Here is a 15,880-nt window from a genome sequence, read left to right as displayed (position 1 = left end):
CTCAGATTGCTCTCAAGCAACCTCTTCGTAGAGTTCGGGCAGGCTCAAACCGGTGTTGGAATCGATATCGGGCAAGTCGTAATGTTCGTGGCCACCCATTGAGCAGTACACCAGCCAGTGATTGTCCTGGACATTGAAAGAAAGCTCATCAATCACATCGTCCACTTCTTCCAGTGATTCGATCATGTAATCGTGGTCAACAGGTTGTGGGTTGAGCATGACAGTTTCCTCTTCTTTAGCGTAGGAAGCGCGCCGCGCAGTATTGCGTAGCCGCGTAACAAAGAGGATTCAAACATTAGGCCAGTTTTGTGACGGTTTTCAGACAGCTTTGATCTGGGTTTTTCATTCGTCGGAAGTGAATCATCTAAGTGGGCGGTTGGCGTAAACTGCGCCGCTTTATTTCGGCCCGATTGGCGTGCTGATCCGTTTTCGGCTGTGGCGAAAACAGTACTGAATATGACCTGCTCAGCGGTTCTGAGCACTCAAATGCGATTTTTCAGAGCCAATAAGGCCGCTTTGTTTAGGTTTTTTAAGCAATGCGGGCAGGTTTTGTCCCCTTGCTGGTGCGACCCATCGCAAGTTGCACCAATCTGATGTGGAGACGTTGTTGATGTTGCAGATGTTGTGGTCCTTGTTTACCGCGTATCCGAGGCGAACGGTGAATGCCTTGGCGCTGTTTTTTGCGCTGGCGGGAGGTCTGCTGCTGTTGATGACCCGTATCCGTGAGCAGCGTGCGATAGCGCGCATGCTAGCCAGTGACGTCGACGCGCGGGTCAATGAGTCCGCAATGATAGATGTGCCGACCCAGCGCTTGAACCAGTTTTTTTATGGTTTTGCCAGTGCGGCGTTACTGTTTGGTTTGCTGTTATCCGAGGCGAGCACGCAGCTCTAGAGGTGCGCATAATTGATTTGAAAAAGGCAGCCTCAGGCTGCCTTTTTTGATTCAGCGTTGGCTTACAACTTACAACGACAAACCTGCTTTGACTCGGTACTGGTTACGCACCGGGTTGGCGTATTGCAGGATTAAGTAAGGTTGCTGTTCCGCGGGGCAAGCAGCCAAGCGCTTACTCCATTGCTCTTTGGCAGCCTCAAGCTCGTCTTTGCCGAACAATTGAAGTGCTGGCGGCACCTGCAATTGAGGATCCTGCTCCGCCCACATTTCGTAAGCCAGATAGTGAACCGGGAACAAGCGGTAGTCGCCGAGAATGCATTTATCCATTTCGAGCGCCAGTTGCTTACTGTCTTCGCACTCGCTCTCAATCGGCTTGCCAAAGTGAATATGCACACGGCCTTTGTAACCCGTGATGCCCAGACCGATGCTTTGGTCATCTTCGCCAGCGGCTTTTTCATAGGTGCCGGTGGTGGCGCGGATATACAGCTCACGGGCTTTTGCCAGGTCGCAAGGGTCGTATTCATAGCTGATCGACACCGGGGTCAGCTTCAGTGAGCGGATCACATCGCCGAACGCTTCGGTTTTGCGGCTCATATGAAACATCTTCAGGATTGCCGAGTCAGTTCTATCATCGCCATCTTTGGCACGCCCTTCAGCTTGGGCGATCCAGATCGATTCACAATCATTAATAATCGAATGGCTGATATAGGCCGACAGCAATTGGTAGGCCGCCAGCTTTTCTCGACGACCGCTGAGTGTCCGGTGCACGATAAAACTTTTGTTGAGTCGCATCAGGTCGCTGACAAAAGGCTTTTGCAGCAAGTTGTCGCCAATCGCGATTCGGGGGGGCGGTAGGCCCGCGTGGTACACCGCATAGTTGACAAAGGCCGGGTCCATCACGATGTCTCGGTGGTTGGCCAGCAACAAATAAGCGCTGCCGGGTTTGAGGCCCTCGACGCCTGAATAGGTGACGCCGTCGGTTGCATCTTCAATCGAACGGTCGACATAGGGTTCGACTTTGTCCTGCAATGCAGAGACAGAATTGACCCCAATGAACTCTTTACGCAGCCGATAGGCTATAAGTGGTTTAAGCAACCAGCCGAATGGTTTGGCCAAACGGGGGAAACGGAACTGAGTGAGGATGCCGAGAAATACGTCGTCCGCAAGCAATCGCGCCAGAACGGCGGGAACTTCTGCGTCGGCGTAGGGCCGGATGGAATCAAATTCGCCCATCATGATCTCATGTGGTTAGCCGGTAGCTTGCTACCAGTATTTTGAAGTGAACGTCCTGCAAATACTGCGGGTCTGCACAGCGGCGTATATCAACAGTAAGTGCATGGGCTTGCAATAGACCCACGATTATACCCTCAAGTCACACGGAGGCTGGGATGCTCGAAAGTCAGATGTATCAATGCCCATATTGCGGTGAGACAGTCGAGGCACTACTTGACCTGTCTGCCGGGGATCAGCAGTACATTGAAGACTGTGAAGTGTGTTGCCGGCCGATTGTCTTTGACCTCTCTACTAATGGTGAAGACTGGACGCTGGATGTCAGAGCGGAGAATGACTAATGCAACGGATCTATGAGCCGCAAGACTTGATTGAGGCTGAGCTGTTACTTGGCATGCTCGCCAGTGAAGGGATCGAAGCATTTATATCGGGGCGACATCTCTCCGGTGCGGTAGGTGAGTTGCCGGCCAGCGGTTTGCTTGGCTTGATGGTTAATGACCAGCAGGCAGGGCAGGCGCGCGAGTTGATCACTGCGTACAATGGTGCGCAACCGCTACCGGGAGATGAACCCGAAAGCTATCAAGGCGAATTAGTCTGTTAGACGTATCGTCAGATTAAATCCGGCATGCATTGCATGACCTGCTGCAAAATTGAGTAAAACCATGTGTGGACGTTATGCTTTTTTCCGTTGGTCGCCAGCATTTGCAGGGTTGCCGGGCTTCCCGCAGGACCAACAGCCACATTGGAGTATCTCGCCAAATTCGCAGGTGCTGTTGCTGCGTCGTGAAGCTGGCGAGCAAACCCTCAGCCGTGTGCGCTGGGGCTTAACACCGCCTTGGATGGTTGATCTCAGCAGGACACCGGCACAGGCGCGTGCTGAAACCGTTGCCGATCAGCCGATGTTTCGTGAGGCATTTCGCTTACGTCGAGGCTTGCTGCCCGCCAATGGCTTTTACGAATGGCGTGGCACTACACGCAAACGCCCTTACTGGCTGGCTGGCGACGCCCCGACGCTGTATTTCGCCGCGTTGTGGGAGGCGTATCCCGTTGATGGCGCGGTGTATTTAAGTGCTGCGGTGGTTACTCAGGCGGCAGCCAATCAGCGGCGGCCATTGATTTTGAATGAGGCGCAGCAGCAGCTCTGGCTCGATCCAGACACCCCTTTTGATGAGCTTCTGATGATACTCACCAGTGCGCAGCCGGTATTGCGGGAACGTGTATTGGCCAACTTTGTTAATGATCCCAAGCTCGATGCACCTGAGTGCCTGACCCCGGCGTAATAGCGTGTTTTGGCTTATTTGTTATTCTAAGAAAATCTTCACAAACAGCGGTTTATGTGTATGTTTGCCAGTTGCTCAGAGACGTTGTGCGGCCTAGCATAGAGGTCTTACCCAAAGGAGATTCAGGATGAAGATGTCGTTGCCCGTAACGGCGCTCGCTGCTGCACTGCTGCTGGCTGGATGCCAATCTGTGAACACCACAAGTGGCGGTGCTGTGGGCGTCGATCGCAAACAGTACATGTTCAGCATGCTCTCGACCGATGAAGTCAATCAGTCATACGCTCAGTCGTATAAAGAGACTGTGGCTGCCGCCTCAAGCAAAGGCAAGTTGGAAAAAAACACGGCCGACGCCAAACGTTTGCAAACCATCGCCAACCGTTTGATCAAGCAAGCGCCGAACTTTCGTCCTGACTCCGCGCAGTGGCAATGGGAAGTCAACTTGATTGATAGCCCAGAACTCAACGCCAATTGCGGCCCTGGAGGGAAGATTATTTTCTACAGCGGCCTGATCGACAAACTAAAGCTAACCGACGATGAGATCGCCGCGGTCATGGGCCATGAAATTGCTCACGCTTTGCGTGAGCATGGGCGTGAAGCCATGTCCAAGGCCTACGGCATCGAAATCGCCAAGCAGGGGGCAGGGGCGTTGCTGGGGCTGAGCCAAGATGTCATCGGGCTGACCGACTACGCCGTGCAGTATGGGATGACGCTGCCAAACAGCCGCTCGAATGAAAACGAAGCTGACTTGATCGGTTTGGAGTTGGCTGCGCGTGCCGGTTATAACCCTAATGCTGCGGTTAGTCTCTGGAACAAGATGGCCAAGGCCAGCGAGGGCGCGCCACCAGAGTTTATGAGTACTCACCCTTCATCAGGTAGCCGCATTGCCTCATTGCAAGCCGCTATTCCAAAGGTGATGCCGCTGTACCAGCAGGCCAAGCGCTGACACAAACCTTGTAAGTTAAATCGCCCAGTGACCGTATTGGTTTTCTGGGCTTTTTTTTAGGCTCAGGAGTCGTTGTGAAGTACGCCGTCATTGGTTCTACCGGGTTGTTGGGCCATCACGCGGCCCGCGCCATTCGTGCTGCAGGGCATGAGCTGGTACTTATTCATCGGCCATCTTCGCGTATCGAGCGCCTTTCCTACTTGAGCCCCGAGTGTCGCAGTGCCGACCTGTTCGATCATGCAGCCTTGGCGCAGGCCTTAAGTGATATAGATGGAGTGATCTTTAGCGCCGGTTACTACCCGACGCGGCCCCGACGGTGGCAGGACGATGTGTCGAGTGCGCTGGATCTTAACAACCATTTCTATGCGGCATGCCTGGCAGCCGGTGTACCGCGCATTGTCTATGTCGGTGCGGCGATTGCTTTGCCACGTGACCCGCAGGTTCAGCTTGGCAATGAAGGTCTGTTTTACCCATCAATGCCGAGCTGGCGTAATGGCTACTTACTGAGTAAATGGGCGCTTGATGAACAAGCACGAGAGCAGGCGCGTAGCGGTTTGCCGGTGATAACCGCGATTCCTGCCATGAGCTTGGGTGAGTACGACAGCGGACCGAGTACCGGGCGTTTAATTACCGCCATCGCCAACGGGGAAATGACTCGTTATGTGCAAGGCGCACGTAATGTTATTGATGCTGCCGAGGCCGGGCGAGGGCTGCTGCTGGCGCTGGAAAAAGGCCGGGTTGGTGAGCGTTATCTGCTGACTGGTGAAAACATCATGCTGTCTGAGCTGAGCACAAAGATTGCTCAGCAGTTGGGCGTGCCAGCTCCCAAACCTGCATCGTTAAAAATAGTGCGGGTTATCGCCGCTCTTGGACGGCTGCGTTACCGCTTAACCGGCAAGCTACCGCTACTCAGCGATACCGCCATTGCGGTGATGGCTGGCGGTCAGTTTCTCGACGGCAGCAAGGCGCGAGAGGAGCTGGGTTTTGTCGCCGAGCAGTCATTGGATGTGACCTTGGCGCGCACCATTAAGTGGTTTCGTGACAACGGCTATATCGATGAATGATCGTGCTTGCTCAGGCGACGCAGCTGGATATATCCAATAACTGCGCAACCTGAGCGAATGCCTTCAACTTCTGGGTCGATTATAAATAACCGCTGAACTTGAGTGCTTGATAGATCGCATACACCGCCAGGACCGCGAAGGCGCTTGCCGCCAAACGGCGAATCAGGGTGAGTGGCAGGCGTTCAGCTGCAAAGTTACCTGCCAGAACCACAGGTACGTTGGCAATCAACATGCCCAGCGTGGTGCCGATGACAACCAAAATGAAATGTGGATATTGCGCTGCCAGCATCACCGTCGCGACTTGGGTCTTATCGCCCATCTCAGCTAGAAAGAATGCGATCAAGGTCGTCAGGAAGGGTCCATAACGCTTGAGGCCTGATGCTTCATCGTCATCGAGTTTATCTGGCACCAATGTCCATAACGCCACGGCGATAAACGAGACTGCCAGCACCCAGCTTAGCGTGGCAGGGGAGAAGAACCCCGCAACCCAATTACCGACGGCACCCGCGACAAAATGGTTGGCCAGTGTTGCCACGATGATACCGGCGATAATTGGCCAGGGTTTGCGAAAGCGCGCAGCCAGCAACAGCGCAAGCAGTTGCGTCTTATCGCCGATTTCAGCCAAGGCAACGATCAGGGTTGGGACGGTTAGAGATTCAAGCATCAGGCTTCCGAAGGGGCGGGTCAAAACGGCTATGACACGTACAGCCTTCCCGCCCCGGGTAAGGTGTGCGTGTCATAGGTCTTGTCAAACCGCTGGCCGCTTGGGCCTGGGTCGCACTCGCCATGGTCTGTTGACCAAGTATGTTGACGAGCGCCGGGCAAACTCGCTGTTTAGCAGAGCTTGCGGGGGACTACTCCCCTAGGACGCGAGCATTCTGCCTAAACAGGCAAGGTTGGGCAAGTTGAATTAACCAAGCGCTCAGTTTTTTCGTGCGTCATAAATACGAAAACCCTTGGCCTCGGTTTGTGTCGTGCAGGCGCCAAGGTGCTGTTCGATCAATGCTGGGTATTTCAGGAAGCTGTTGGCAACGATGCGTAATTGGCCACCGGGCTTGAGGTGCTTCGCAGCCTGACGCAGCAGGTTTTCGCTGGCGTGGTAATGCGTGTGCACACCCTGATGAAACGGTGGGTTGCTAAGAATGGTGCTTAGCTCAAGCGGCGCGGCGTCAATGCCGTCGCCACAGATCACATCGGCTTCAAGGTTGTTTTGTGCCAGCGTCAGGCGGCTACTGGCAACTGCAAAGGCATCAACATCAAGCATGCTCACATGGCTGTCTGGATAACGGCGTTTCAGGGCTGAGCCCAGGACCCCGGCGCCACAGCCAAAATCGAGCATGTGCCCGCTTTGCAAGCCATCAAGGTGTTCCAGCAGCAGTTGGCTGCCGACATCCAAGCGCCCGTGGCTGAATACGCCAGGCAGACTTACAACCGTTAATGGGCCGTCAGCCAGTTGCAGCGTGTAGTGCTGCGCTAATGCACTCAGGTCAGGCGTTGGCGGGGTATTATCAACCCGCACCTGCCAAAGCTGGCAGTGACGAGCGCTGTCGAGTTTGCGCGGCTTGCCGAATGCCGCCATCTGTTTGGCTGCGCGCTCGATGCCGGCACGTTTTTCACCGATCAGGAATAGTTCGCGTCCAGGCAGCACTGCGGCCAGAGCGTTGAGTAGGTATTCGGTCAGATCACGGGATTTAGGCAGAAACAGCACGCCGGCTTCTGCTGAGGTTTGCGGGGCGCTGACACCAAAGTGATTGCGCCCGGCAAAGCGTGCTTCAAGTAGAGCATGGTCACCTGCATGCCAGCTCCAGCTTCGCGCATCGGGCAGGTGCCCGAGCAAATCATCGCTGGGCAGTCCCGCCAAGAGTAGTGGGCCGGCAAACAACTCTGCCTGTCGCAGCAATACTTCGCTTCGCGGGTCCATGATCGCTCCTCGATTTAAAAGGCGCGCAGCTTAGCTGACTACGCGACGCGCTGCACCGCTGAAAAATGCTTGAGCGTTCTCCGCCATCTGCACCACGATACGTTGGCGTGCCTCTTTACTGCCCCATGCGCTGTGTGGCGTGATGATCAAACGGGGAATATCACCCGCCAGCAAAGGGTTGTCGCTGGTCGGTGGCTCCTGGGTGAGTACATCGGTTGCAGCCCCACCCAGATGACCACTGCGCAAGGTATCGGCTAGCGCTTGTTCGTTGATCAGACCGCCGCGTGCTGTATTGATGATGTAAGCGGTTGGCTTCATCAGTTGGAGCTGTTCAGCACCGAGCATGTTTTCAGTTTCGGCGTTCAGTGGGCAGTGCAAGGTCAGTGCATCAACTTGCGGCAATAGCTCGGCCAGCGGTAAGCGATCAGGACGAGCCGGGCGGCCAGGAATTTGCCCGATTAAAATACGCATGCCAAAGGCTTCTGCCAGTTTAACCACCGCGCCGCCGAGCTCGCCGTGGCCGAGTACGCCAAGGGTTTTGCCTTCAAGTTCAACGATTGGATAATCAAGCAAACAAAACTGCGATGATTTTTGCCACAACCCAGCCGCTACGTCACGCTGGTAATCCGGCAGGCGAGTTGCCATTGCCAGCAGCAACATCAAGGTGTGTTGAGCAACCGAAGGTGTGCCGTAACCCTGGCAGTTACACACGGTCACGCCCTGTTCGCGCGCGGCCTTGAGATCGACGTTGTTAGTGCCGGTTGCCGATATCAAAATCAGCTTGAGGTCAGGGCAAGCCTTCAGCGTCTGCGCATTGATTACGGTCTTGTTGATGATGGCTACTTGAGCACCTTGCAGGCGTTCGATGATCTGTTGCGGGGCAGTGCGATCATGCACGCGTAACTCGCCAAAGGCCTGCTGCAACGGCGCCATATCGAGGTCACCGAGATCAAGAGAACTGTGGTCGAGAAAAACTGCGAGGTGACTGTTACTCATCAGTTGTACCTTTATTTTGCGGATGGAAAGGGCTTAGTCTTGAAGACTAACAGACTCATGGGAACGAAGACTGCCATGTATTGGGCCGAGTTTTTTACCGTAGCATTAATTCATCTGCTCGCTGTCGCCAGCCCGGGCCCAGACTTTGCGATTGTCGTTCGCGAAAGCGTGGGTTCTGGACGCCGTGCAGGGATCTTTACTGCCCTTGGTGTTGGCGCTGGTATTTTTGTTCATGTTGCCTATTCATTGCTCGGCATTGGCCTGATCGTATCGCAATCGATCGTGCTATTTAATGCATTGAAGTGGCTGGCTGCGGCTTATTTGGTCTACATCGGTATCAAAGCCCTGCGCGCTAAGCCAGCAGACCCGGCAAGCCTTGATCTGGATAAACCTGTTGATGAGCGCTCAGCGCGCGGGGCCTTTGTCACCGGTTTTGTCACCAATGGGCTTAACCCTAAAGCCACATTATTTTTCTTGTCATTGTTTACCGTGGTGATCAATCCACACACGCCACTGCTGGTACAGGCCGGTTACGGGGGGTATTTGGCGGCTGCTACGGCTTTATGGTTTTGCCTGGTAGCGATGTTGTTTAGTCATCAACGAGTACGTGCTGGCTTCGCTCGGATGGGACACTGGTTTGACCGGTTGATGGGCGCGGTGTTGGTGGGATTGGGTATTAAGCTGGCGTTCACCTCTCTGCGCTAGAAACCTTGCATATAAACACCAGAACGCCCGGACAAAGCCGGGCGTTCTGGTTCTGGAGAGATGGTAGTTACAGCAGTTCAACCGCGACTGCAGTCGCCTCACCGCCACCGATACACAGTGCTGCAACACCACGCTTACCACCGGTGTTTTTCAGGGCATTGATCAGCGTCAGAATAATTCGCGAACCGGTAGAACCAACCGGATGGCCCTGAGCACAAGCGCCTCCATAGATGTTGACCTTGCTGTGGTCGAGATTGTGTTCGCGCATTGCCAGCATGGTTACCATGGCAAAGGCTTCGTTAATCTCGAACAGATCAACCTGATCTGCGCTCCAGCCTGTTTTGTTGAATAGGTTGGTCATTGCGCCAACTGGCGCCAGCGTGAATTCACTAGGGTCTTGGCTTTGAGTTGCATGGCCAACGATTTTTGCCAGTGGCTTGAGGCCTTGCCTGGCTGCTTCTTCAGCGCTCATCATAACCAGGGCCGAGGGCCATCCGAGATGGAGCTGGCGTTAGCTGCGGTGATGGTTCCGTCCTTTTTGAAGGCAGGGCGCAGGCTAGGGATTTTCTCCAGGTTGGCATTGTGCGGCTGCTCATCATCCTTGATTACAACCTCGCCTTTGCGGCTGCTAACTGTCACCGAGACGATTTCTGCATCGAGCGAGCCATTGCTGATCGCGGCTTGCGCACGTTTTAGCGACTCAATAGCGTAGGCGTCCATTTCCTCGCGGGTAATGCCATGTGTGTCAGCAGTTTCTTGAGCAAAAGAACCCATTAGACGGCCTGTGCGTGCATCTTCCAAGCCGTCGAGAAACATATGGTCCTTGATTTCCCCGTGGCCCATACGCAAGCCATTGCGAGCTTTCTCGAGGATATAGGGTGCGTTGGACATGCTCTCCATACCGCCAGCAACCATGACTTTGTTACTGCCAGCTTTAAGCAGGTCGTGAGCCAGCATGACCGCTTTCATGCCCGAGCCGCAGAGCTTGTTAATTGTGGTGCAACCGGTTGCGCTTGGCAGACCTGCGTTCAACGAGGCTTGGCGGGCTGGGCCTTGTTTAAGGCCGGCAGGTAACACGCAGCCCATAATCACTTCCTCTACATCGCTTGGGGCAATGCCAGCACGGCTGACTGCTTCACGAATAACGGTGGCACCCAGTTCAACTGCTGGAACGCTGGATAAGCTGCCCTGGAAGCCGCCCATAGGAGTGCGCGCGCCGCTAACGATGACAATCTCAGACATGGTTGTTACCTCATAAGCAAAGGGTATAAAACGATATGGAAGACGAATTGTGACTTATATGGTCTTGATCCATGTAGTGTGACTGAAAACTGTTTGTGAGTCATATTTCAAATCATTCTTTCGGTTGATTTGCGCCTTGCTAGAGCGCTCTAGAGTCTTAGCCACTCAAATACCCGAATGTCGAAAGGTGCCAAATGTTGCAAACTCGGATAATTCCTCCTTCAGCTAATGCCCATCAGTCGCCGTTATTGGTAAAGCGCTTGCTGCTTTCAGGAGGGCGTTATGAAAAAACCCGTGAAATCGTTTATCGCGATCAGGTTCGTTATGACTACACGACCCTTAATGAACGCATTGCACGCTTGGCCAATGTTCTGAGCGAGGCGGGGGTCAAGGCCGGTGATACCGTCGCGGTGATGGATTGGGACAGTCACCGTTATCTGGAATGCATGTTCGCGGTGCCGATGATCGGGGCGGTGCTGCATACTATTAATATCCGGCTTTCCTCTGAACAAATCCTCTACACCATGAACCATGCCGAGGATAAGTTTGTTCTGGTAAATACCGAGTTTGTCGAACTCTATAATGGCTTGGCTGATCAACTGACCACTGTTGAGAAGACGCTGTTACTGACCGATACAGAGCTTAAAACTTCTGATCTCCCAGGTTGTATTGGCGAATATGAAGAACTGCTTGCTGGCGCCAGCCCAAGTTATGATTTTGCTGATTTTGATGAGAACTCGGTAGCGACCACTTTTTATACCACTGGCACTACAGGTAATCCGAAAGGCGTGTATTTCACCCATCGTCAGTTGGTGTTGCACACGCTCGCATTGGGCACGACCGTTGGCTCTCTTGATAGCATACGATTGCTGGGCAACAGTGATGTCTATATGCCTATTACGCCGATGTTTCACGTACACGCGTGGGGCATTCCGTATGTGGCGACCATGCTTGGGATCAAGCAAGTTTATCCGGGTCGCTACGAGCCAGAGTTATTGTGCAAGTTGATTCGCGAAGAAAAAGTAACCTTCTCGCATTGCGTTCCGACCATTCTGCAGATGCTGCTCAACAGCCCAAGCGCCAAGGGCCATGACTTTGGCGGCATGAAAATGATCATCGGCGGCAGTTCGTTGAACCGTGCTGTTTACGATGCAGCCAAAACGGCTGGTATCCAGTTGACTGCGGCGTATGGCATGTCAGAGACCTGCCCGTTGATTTCTTGTGGCTACCTCAACGCGGAGTTACAAGCGGGCAGCGAAGATGAGCGTATTACCTATCGCATCAAGGCTGGCGTTCCTGTACCGATGGTTGAAGCGGTGATCATGGATAGCGCGGGAAAAATTCTGCCATCTGACGGTGAAACCCAAGGTGAGTTGGTGCTGCGTTCGCCTTGGCTAACGCAAGGCTATTTCCGTGAGCCGGAGAAAGGTGAGGAGTTGTGGCAACACGGTTGGATGCATACCGGTGATGTTGCGACGATTGATGGCATGGGCGTTATTGATATTCGCGACCGAATTAAAGATGTCATTAAAACGGGCGGCGAGTGGTTGTCATCACTTGCGCTTGAAGACCTGATCAGTCGCAGCAGCGTTGTGCGTGAAGTGGCAGTAGTGGGAGTGGCCGATCCGCAGTGGGGTGAACGACCATTTGCATTGATAGTGCTACATGAAGGCCAGCAGTTGGATGCCAAAGGACTAAAGGATCATCTCAAGCCTTTTGTTGAGCAGGGCCACATTAATAAGTGGGCGATTCCAACGCAAATTGCGCTTGTTACTGAAATTCCCAAGACCAGTGTGGGCAAGCTGGATAAGAAACGAATTCGCGTGGATATCGCCCAATGGCAAGCAGCCGGTAGCGAATTTTTGTCGACGTTATAACCAGTGTAAGTCGAAGGTTTGACTGTGACTGATCAGTCAAACAAGCGTTTGGCTTGCTAATTGCTATTTTCTAGCCATTCTTGCTTTAGCGGTACATCGCTATGTGCGGTGAAACCGTTGGGCCAGAGTGGTTGAGGCTCTGCAAATCACACTTTCGAGGGATCAATCCGCTTTGCACGCTGGATATAGTCGAGTCATAAATAAAAATAAAACACCATGGAGTTGTGTCGATGACAATAAAAATCAGTCCACAGTGGCGTCTGGCGAAACTGCCGTTGGCAGTAGGCCTCGCTTCTACTCTTGCCGCACCTGCATTTGGTGTGACCTTCAACATTGGTGAGATAGAGGGGCAGTTCGACTCCTCGCTTTCTGTCGGTGCAAGCTGGTCTACTGAGAGTCCTGACAAAGATCTGATTGGCTCTAACAACGGCGGTCGTGGTCTTTCACAAACCTCAGATGATTCGCGCCTTAACTTCAAGAGCGGCGAAACCTTTTCTAAAATCTTCAAGGGTATTCACGACCTTGAGTTGAAGTATGGCGATACTGGCGTGTTTGTTCGCGGCAAGTATTGGTATGACTTCGAGTTGAAAGACGAAGATCGTCCTTTCAAAGATATTGATGATCACAATCGCAAAACCGCGGCGCAGGCCTCCGGTGCAGAAATCCTCGATGCCTTCGTTTACCACAACTATGCCATCGGCAATCAGCCGGGTACTGTGCGTTTAGGTAAGCAGGTTGTGAGTTGGGGGGAAAGTACCTTCATCCAGAACTCGATCAACTCGATCAACCCAGTTGATGTCTCCGCTTTCCGCCGCCCTGGTGCGGAGATCAAGGAAGGTCTGATTCCCGTCAACATGTTCTACGTATCACAGAGCCTGACAGACAGCCTCTCGATGGAAGCGTTCTATCAGCTTGAGTGGGATCAGACCGTGGTTGATAACTGCGGCACTTTTTTCTCTCAGCCTGACGTCGTGGCCGATGGTTGCGACCAGAATCTGGCGGTGCTGTCCAACGACCCTGCAGCGATTAACCTGATCAACAGCATCCTTGGTGGTGCTGGCTTAGGTGTGACTCCATCACCTTGGGATGAAGGTTTGGTGGTGAAACGCGGTCCTGACCGTGACGCCAGAGACAGCGGCCAGTACGGTGTGGCATTCCGTTACTTCGCGGATCAGCTAGACACTGAGTTCGGCGCCTACTTCATGAACTACCACAGCCGGTTGCCGATCTTTAGCGGCCAAGGTGCTTCAGTTGATGCCACCAATACCATTAACTCAGTTGCAACCTCTGCCGCTGGCTTAGTGGGGGCATCTACAGCCGCGCGTTTGGCTGCTGCTGCAACAGCGGGTAACGGTAGTTATTACATTGAGTACCCGGAAGACATTCGCTTGTATGGCTTGAGCTTCTCGACCACCTTGCCTACCGGCACAGCGTGGAGCGGTGAGTTGAGCTATCGGCCGAATGCGCCTGTTCAGCTCAACACCACTGACATTTTGTATGCCGGTCTGAACCCCATCAGCATCGGTGGCAACGCGGTATACGACAACGCTTCGTTGTTGGATGGTCAGGCAGGCCAGGATTTGCCAGGTTATCGCCGTAAAGAAATCACCCAGCTGCAAACCACCTTCACTCACTTTATTGATCAGGTGATGGGTGCAAGCCGCTTGACCTTGATCGGTGAGGTTGGCTGGACTCACGTTGGTGGCCTTGAGAGCAGTAGCGACACACGTTATGGCCGCGACCCTATCTTCGGTCCAGGTGAGCTGCCGGGAGAGATCGGTGGTGTTGCATCATGCCAGGCACTGAACGCCGGCACTCTGGGTGACCCGAATGGCAAGAACGTTAGCCGCTACTGCGATAACGATGGTTTCACCACGGCTAACTCCTGGGGCTACCGTGCCCGAGCAATCTGGGATTACCCGGATGCATTGGTGGGTATCAACCTCAAGCCAAGCGTTTCTTGGTCGCATGATGTCGAGGGGTATTCCCCTGGTCCAGGCGCCAACTTTGAAGAAGGCCGTAAAGGTGTGAGTTTGGGGCTTGATGCTGAGTATCAGAATACCTACACCGCAAGCCTGTCATATACCAACTTCTTCGGTGGTGATTACAGCACTCAGTCGGATCGCGACTTTGCTGCGCTCAGCTTCGGTATGAACTTCTAAGGCACCCGATTTAAAGGAAGGCTGTATTTATGAAAACAACAAGAAGTCTGTTACAAACGAGTGCAATAGTTTTTGCCTTGAGTTCGATTTCAACCAGCGTACTTGCTGCCGTTTCCGCCGAAGAAGCAGCAAAGCTGGGAACCAGCTTGACTCCTCTCGGTGCTGAAATGGCTGGGAACGCTGCTGGAACTATCCCAGCTTGGACCGGAGGCCTGCCAGCCAACGCAGGTACGGTTGACTCTGGCGGGTTTCTGTCCAACCCGTTCGCCGGTGAAAAGCCGTTGTTCACCATCACTGCCGAAAATATGGATCAGTACAAAGCTAATCTGACACCGGGTCAGATTGCGATGTTCAAGCGTTATCCGACTACCTACAGGATGCCGGTTTACACCACGCATCGTACGGCAAGCGTGCCCGCCAAGATTATCGAGGCGACCAAGAAAAATGCGCTCAACACCAAGTTGATTGAGGGCGGCAACGGTATGGAAAACTTCGATACCGCCAACCCGTTCCCAATCCCCAAGGATGGCCTGGAAGTTATTTGGAACCACATCACTCGCTACCGCGGAGGCAGCATTAAGCGGGTCGTGGCGCAAGCTACGCCGCAGCCGAACGGCTCTTACTCAATGGTTTACTTCCAGGATGAGTTTACCTTTCGTAACTCGCTGACTGACTACGATCCAAGCAAAGAAAGCAACGTGCTGTTTTACTTCAAACAGCGGGTAACTGCGCCTTCGCGTTTGGCAGGTAACGTACTGCTGGTTCACGAAACCCTTAACCAAGTAAAAGAGCCGCGTTTGGCTTGGCTCTACAATGCCGGTCAACGTCGTGTGCGTCGTGCTCCACAGGTGTCGTATGACGGTCCAGGTACCGCTGCCGATGGCCTGCGCACTTCGGACAACTTCGACTTGTATAACGGCGCGCCAGATCGTTATGACTGGAAGTTAGTGGGTAAGGAAGAGAAGTACATCCCTTACAACAGCTATGACCTTGATTCGCCTAAGCTGAAGTATGACGAGATCATCAAGCCGGGCCACATCAATCAAGACCTGACCCGTTACGAGCTGCACCGCGTATGGCACGTGACCGCAACCCTGAAAAAAGGCGAGCGTCATATCTACGCCAAGCGTGACTTCTTTATCGATGAAGATACCTGGCAAGCTGCAGCGATCGATCATTACGACGGCCGTGGCACTCTATGGCGTGTAGCGGAAGCTCACTCGCAGTACTACTACAACTACCAGGTGCCTTGGTACACCCTGGAAACCCTTTATGACCTGTTGTCCGGACGTTACTTGGCACTGGGTATGAAGAACGAGGAGAAACAAGCCTACGACTTCAACTTCAAAGCCACCGAGAGTGATTTCACCCCAGCGGCGCTGCGCCAGGCTGGCGTACGCTAAGCGTATCTCGCCCTGCAAAAAAAACCGGCCTAGTGCCGGTTTTTTTTGCTCAGGACTGAGTGCAACGGAATTGGATGGCAATCGAGATAATTCTGCTTTTATGTGTGGTTACACCTAAGTGCTTCAAATGCCTTGATCAAGCCGTTAGTCTGGTGCTATGTCATG

General features: G+C 53.4%; 15 protein-coding genes, 1 pseudogene and 1 riboswitch. Of the genes and pseudogenes, 10 read left to right on the top strand and 6 right to left on the bottom strand.

Going from position 1 to position 15,880, the window contains the following annotated elements; genetic code table 11:
• Window positions 1-12: 12 nt before the first annotated feature.
• Entirely contained in the window at window positions 13-219 is a 207-nt protein-coding gene (locus B9K09_RS17270) for a hypothetical protein (protein ID WP_087517980.1), read from the bottom strand.
• Window positions 220-610: 391 nt separating this feature from the next.
• Between B9K09_RS17270 and B9K09_RS17265 the strand changes: the two genes are divergently transcribed.
• The gene (locus tag B9K09_RS17265; RefSeq protein WP_371917412.1) at window positions 611-892 is read left to right on the top strand and encodes a hypothetical protein; all 282 of its coding nucleotides are present in this window, start codon (window positions 611-613) and stop codon (window positions 890-892) included.
• A 69-nt stretch (window positions 893-961) separates the two neighbouring features.
• On the opposite strand, the gene B9K09_RS17260 is transcribed toward B9K09_RS17265, so the two are convergent.
• Window positions 962-2,125, bottom strand: coding sequence for a 1-acyl-sn-glycerol-3-phosphate acyltransferase (locus B9K09_RS17260; RefSeq protein WP_177408735.1), 1,164 nt, complete (start codon window positions 2,123-2,125; stop codon window positions 962-964).
• Window positions 2,126-2,280: 155 nt separating this feature from the next.
• On the opposite strand from B9K09_RS17260, the gene B9K09_RS17255 reads away from it, so the two are divergent.
• The 5 genes from B9K09_RS17255 (at window position 2,281) to B9K09_RS17235 (ending at window position 5,409) form a co-directional block, all read left to right on the top strand.
• Complete coding sequence (locus B9K09_RS17255) at window positions 2,281-2,463, top strand: CPXCG motif-containing cysteine-rich protein (protein WP_087517977.1); 183 nt, start codon at window positions 2,281-2,283, stop codon at window positions 2,461-2,463.
• A complete protein-coding gene (locus B9K09_RS17250) occupies window positions 2,463-2,723 on the top strand; it encodes a DUF2007 domain-containing protein (RefSeq protein ID WP_087517976.1) in 261 nt (86 codons plus the stop codon). Before B9K09_RS17255 ends, B9K09_RS17250 begins: the two co-directional genes overlap by 1 nt.
• Window positions 2,724-2,784: 61 nt before the next feature.
• Complete coding sequence (locus tag B9K09_RS17245) at window positions 2,785-3,402, top strand: SOS response-associated peptidase (RefSeq protein ID WP_087517975.1); 618 nt, start codon at window positions 2,785-2,787, stop codon at window positions 3,400-3,402.
• Between the two features lie 127 nt (window positions 3,403-3,529).
• Window positions 3,530-4,345 (top strand): M48 family metallopeptidase, encoded by an 816-nt coding sequence (locus B9K09_RS17240; RefSeq protein WP_087517974.1) that lies wholly within the window; start codon window positions 3,530-3,532, stop codon window positions 4,343-4,345.
• 74 nt (window positions 4,346-4,419) lie between these two features.
• On the top strand, window positions 4,420-5,409 hold the full coding sequence (locus B9K09_RS17235; protein ID WP_087517973.1) for an NAD-dependent epimerase/dehydratase family protein: 990 nt from the start codon (window positions 4,420-4,422) through the stop codon (window positions 5,407-5,409).
• A 79-nt stretch (window positions 5,410-5,488) separates the two neighbouring features.
• On the opposite strand, the gene B9K09_RS17230 is transcribed toward B9K09_RS17235, so the two are convergent.
• From B9K09_RS17230 to B9K09_RS17220, 3 genes are all read right to left on the bottom strand, one after another.
• Window positions 5,489-6,073, bottom strand: a complete 585-nt coding sequence (locus B9K09_RS17230; RefSeq protein ID WP_087517972.1) for a TMEM165/GDT1 family protein — start codon at window positions 6,071-6,073, stop codon at window positions 5,489-5,491.
• A gap of 9 nt (window positions 6,074-6,082) precedes the next feature.
• Window positions 6,083-6,284, bottom strand: a riboswitch (yybP-ykoY riboswitch).
• Window positions 6,285-6,331: 47 nt separating this feature from the next.
• A complete protein-coding gene (locus tag B9K09_RS17225; protein ID WP_087517971.1) occupies window positions 6,332-7,330 on the bottom strand; it encodes a class I SAM-dependent methyltransferase in 999 nt (332 codons plus the stop codon).
• A gap of 30 nt (window positions 7,331-7,360) precedes the next feature.
• Window positions 7,361-8,326, bottom strand: a complete 966-nt coding sequence (locus tag B9K09_RS17220) for a 2-hydroxyacid dehydrogenase (RefSeq protein ID WP_087517970.1) — start codon at window positions 8,324-8,326, stop codon at window positions 7,361-7,363.
• A 75-nt stretch (window positions 8,327-8,401) separates the two neighbouring features.
• Here B9K09_RS17220 and B9K09_RS17215 point away from each other — a divergent pair, with 75 nt between their 5' ends.
• Entirely contained in the window at window positions 8,402-9,031 is a 630-nt protein-coding gene (locus B9K09_RS17215; protein WP_087519146.1) for a LysE family translocator, read from the top strand.
• Window positions 9,032-9,098: 67 nt separating this feature from the next.
• Here B9K09_RS17215 and B9K09_RS17210 read toward each other — a convergent pair.
• Window positions 9,099-10,273 (bottom strand): annotated as a pseudogene (locus B9K09_RS17210) (acetyl-CoA C-acyltransferase).
• A gap of 194 nt (window positions 10,274-10,467) precedes the next feature.
• Between B9K09_RS17210 and B9K09_RS17205 the strand changes: the two are divergent.
• The 3 genes from B9K09_RS17205 to B9K09_RS17195 all read left to right on the top strand — a co-directional run bounded on the left by B9K09_RS17205 (window position 10,468) and on the right by B9K09_RS17195 (window position 15,715).
• Entirely contained in the window at window positions 10,468-12,150 is a 1,683-nt protein-coding gene (locus tag B9K09_RS17205) for a fatty acid--CoA ligase (protein WP_087517969.1), read from the top strand.
• Window positions 12,151-12,380: 230 nt separating this feature from the next.
• Window positions 12,381-14,312, top strand: a complete 1,932-nt coding sequence (locus B9K09_RS17200) for a DUF1302 domain-containing protein (protein WP_087517968.1) — start codon at window positions 12,381-12,383, stop codon at window positions 14,310-14,312.
• 29 nt (window positions 14,313-14,341) lie between these two features.
• The gene (locus B9K09_RS17195) at window positions 14,342-15,715 is read left to right on the top strand and encodes a DUF1329 domain-containing protein (RefSeq protein WP_087517967.1); all 1,374 of its coding nucleotides are present in this window, start codon (window positions 14,342-14,344) and stop codon (window positions 15,713-15,715) included.
• The last annotated feature ends 165 nt before the right edge of the window (window positions 15,716-15,880 follow it).

This window comes from Pseudomonas sp. M30-35 (assembly GCF_002163625.1).
Classification (GTDB): Bacteria; Pseudomonadota; Gammaproteobacteria; order Pseudomonadales; family Pseudomonadaceae; genus Aquipseudomonas.
Note: the sequence above shows the minus strand (reverse complement) of the source record. Positions and strands in the feature narration are given on the sequence as shown.

Excerpts from the sequence above, each read along its gene's own strand:
- B9K09_RS17265 (WP_371917412.1), top strand. The coding sequence starts at position 611 with ATGTTGCAGATGTTGTGGTCCTTGTTTACCGCGTATCCGAGGCGAACG.
- B9K09_RS17240 (WP_087517974.1), top strand. The coding sequence starts at position 3,530 with ATGAAGATGTCGTTGCCCGTAACGGCGCTCGCTGCTGCACTGCTGCTG.
- B9K09_RS17195 (WP_087517967.1), top strand. The coding sequence starts at position 14,342 with ATGAAAACAACAAGAAGTCTGTTACAAACGAGTGCAATAGTTTTTGCC.
- B9K09_RS17245 (WP_087517975.1), top strand. The coding sequence starts at position 2,785 with ATGTGTGGACGTTATGCTTTTTTCCGTTGGTCGCCAGCATTTGCAGGG.
- B9K09_RS17260 (WP_177408735.1), bottom strand. The coding sequence starts at position 2,125 with ATGGGCGAATTTGATTCCATCCGGCCCTACGCCGACGCAGAAGTTCCC.
- B9K09_RS17205 (WP_087517969.1), top strand. The coding sequence starts at position 10,468 with ATGTTGCAAACTCGGATAATTCCTCCTTCAGCTAATGCCCATCAGTCG.
- B9K09_RS17220 (WP_087517970.1), bottom strand. The coding sequence starts at position 8,326 with ATGAGTAACAGTCACCTCGCAGTTTTTCTCGACCACAGTTCTCTTGAT.
- B9K09_RS17255 (WP_087517977.1), top strand. The coding sequence starts at position 2,281 with ATGCTCGAAAGTCAGATGTATCAATGCCCATATTGCGGTGAGACAGTC.
- B9K09_RS17225 (WP_087517971.1), bottom strand. The coding sequence starts at position 7,330 with ATGGACCCGCGAAGCGAAGTATTGCTGCGACAGGCAGAGTTGTTTGCC.
- B9K09_RS17215 (WP_087519146.1), top strand. The coding sequence starts at position 8,402 with ATGTATTGGGCCGAGTTTTTTACCGTAGCATTAATTCATCTGCTCGCT.
- B9K09_RS17270 (WP_087517980.1), bottom strand. The coding sequence starts at position 219 with ATGCTCAACCCACAACCTGTTGACCACGATTACATGATCGAATCACTG.
- B9K09_RS17250 (WP_087517976.1), top strand. The coding sequence starts at position 2,463 with ATGCAACGGATCTATGAGCCGCAAGACTTGATTGAGGCTGAGCTGTTA.
- B9K09_RS17230 (WP_087517972.1), bottom strand. The coding sequence starts at position 6,073 with ATGCTTGAATCTCTAACCGTCCCAACCCTGATCGTTGCCTTGGCTGAA.
- B9K09_RS17200 (WP_087517968.1), top strand. The coding sequence starts at position 12,381 with ATGACAATAAAAATCAGTCCACAGTGGCGTCTGGCGAAACTGCCGTTG.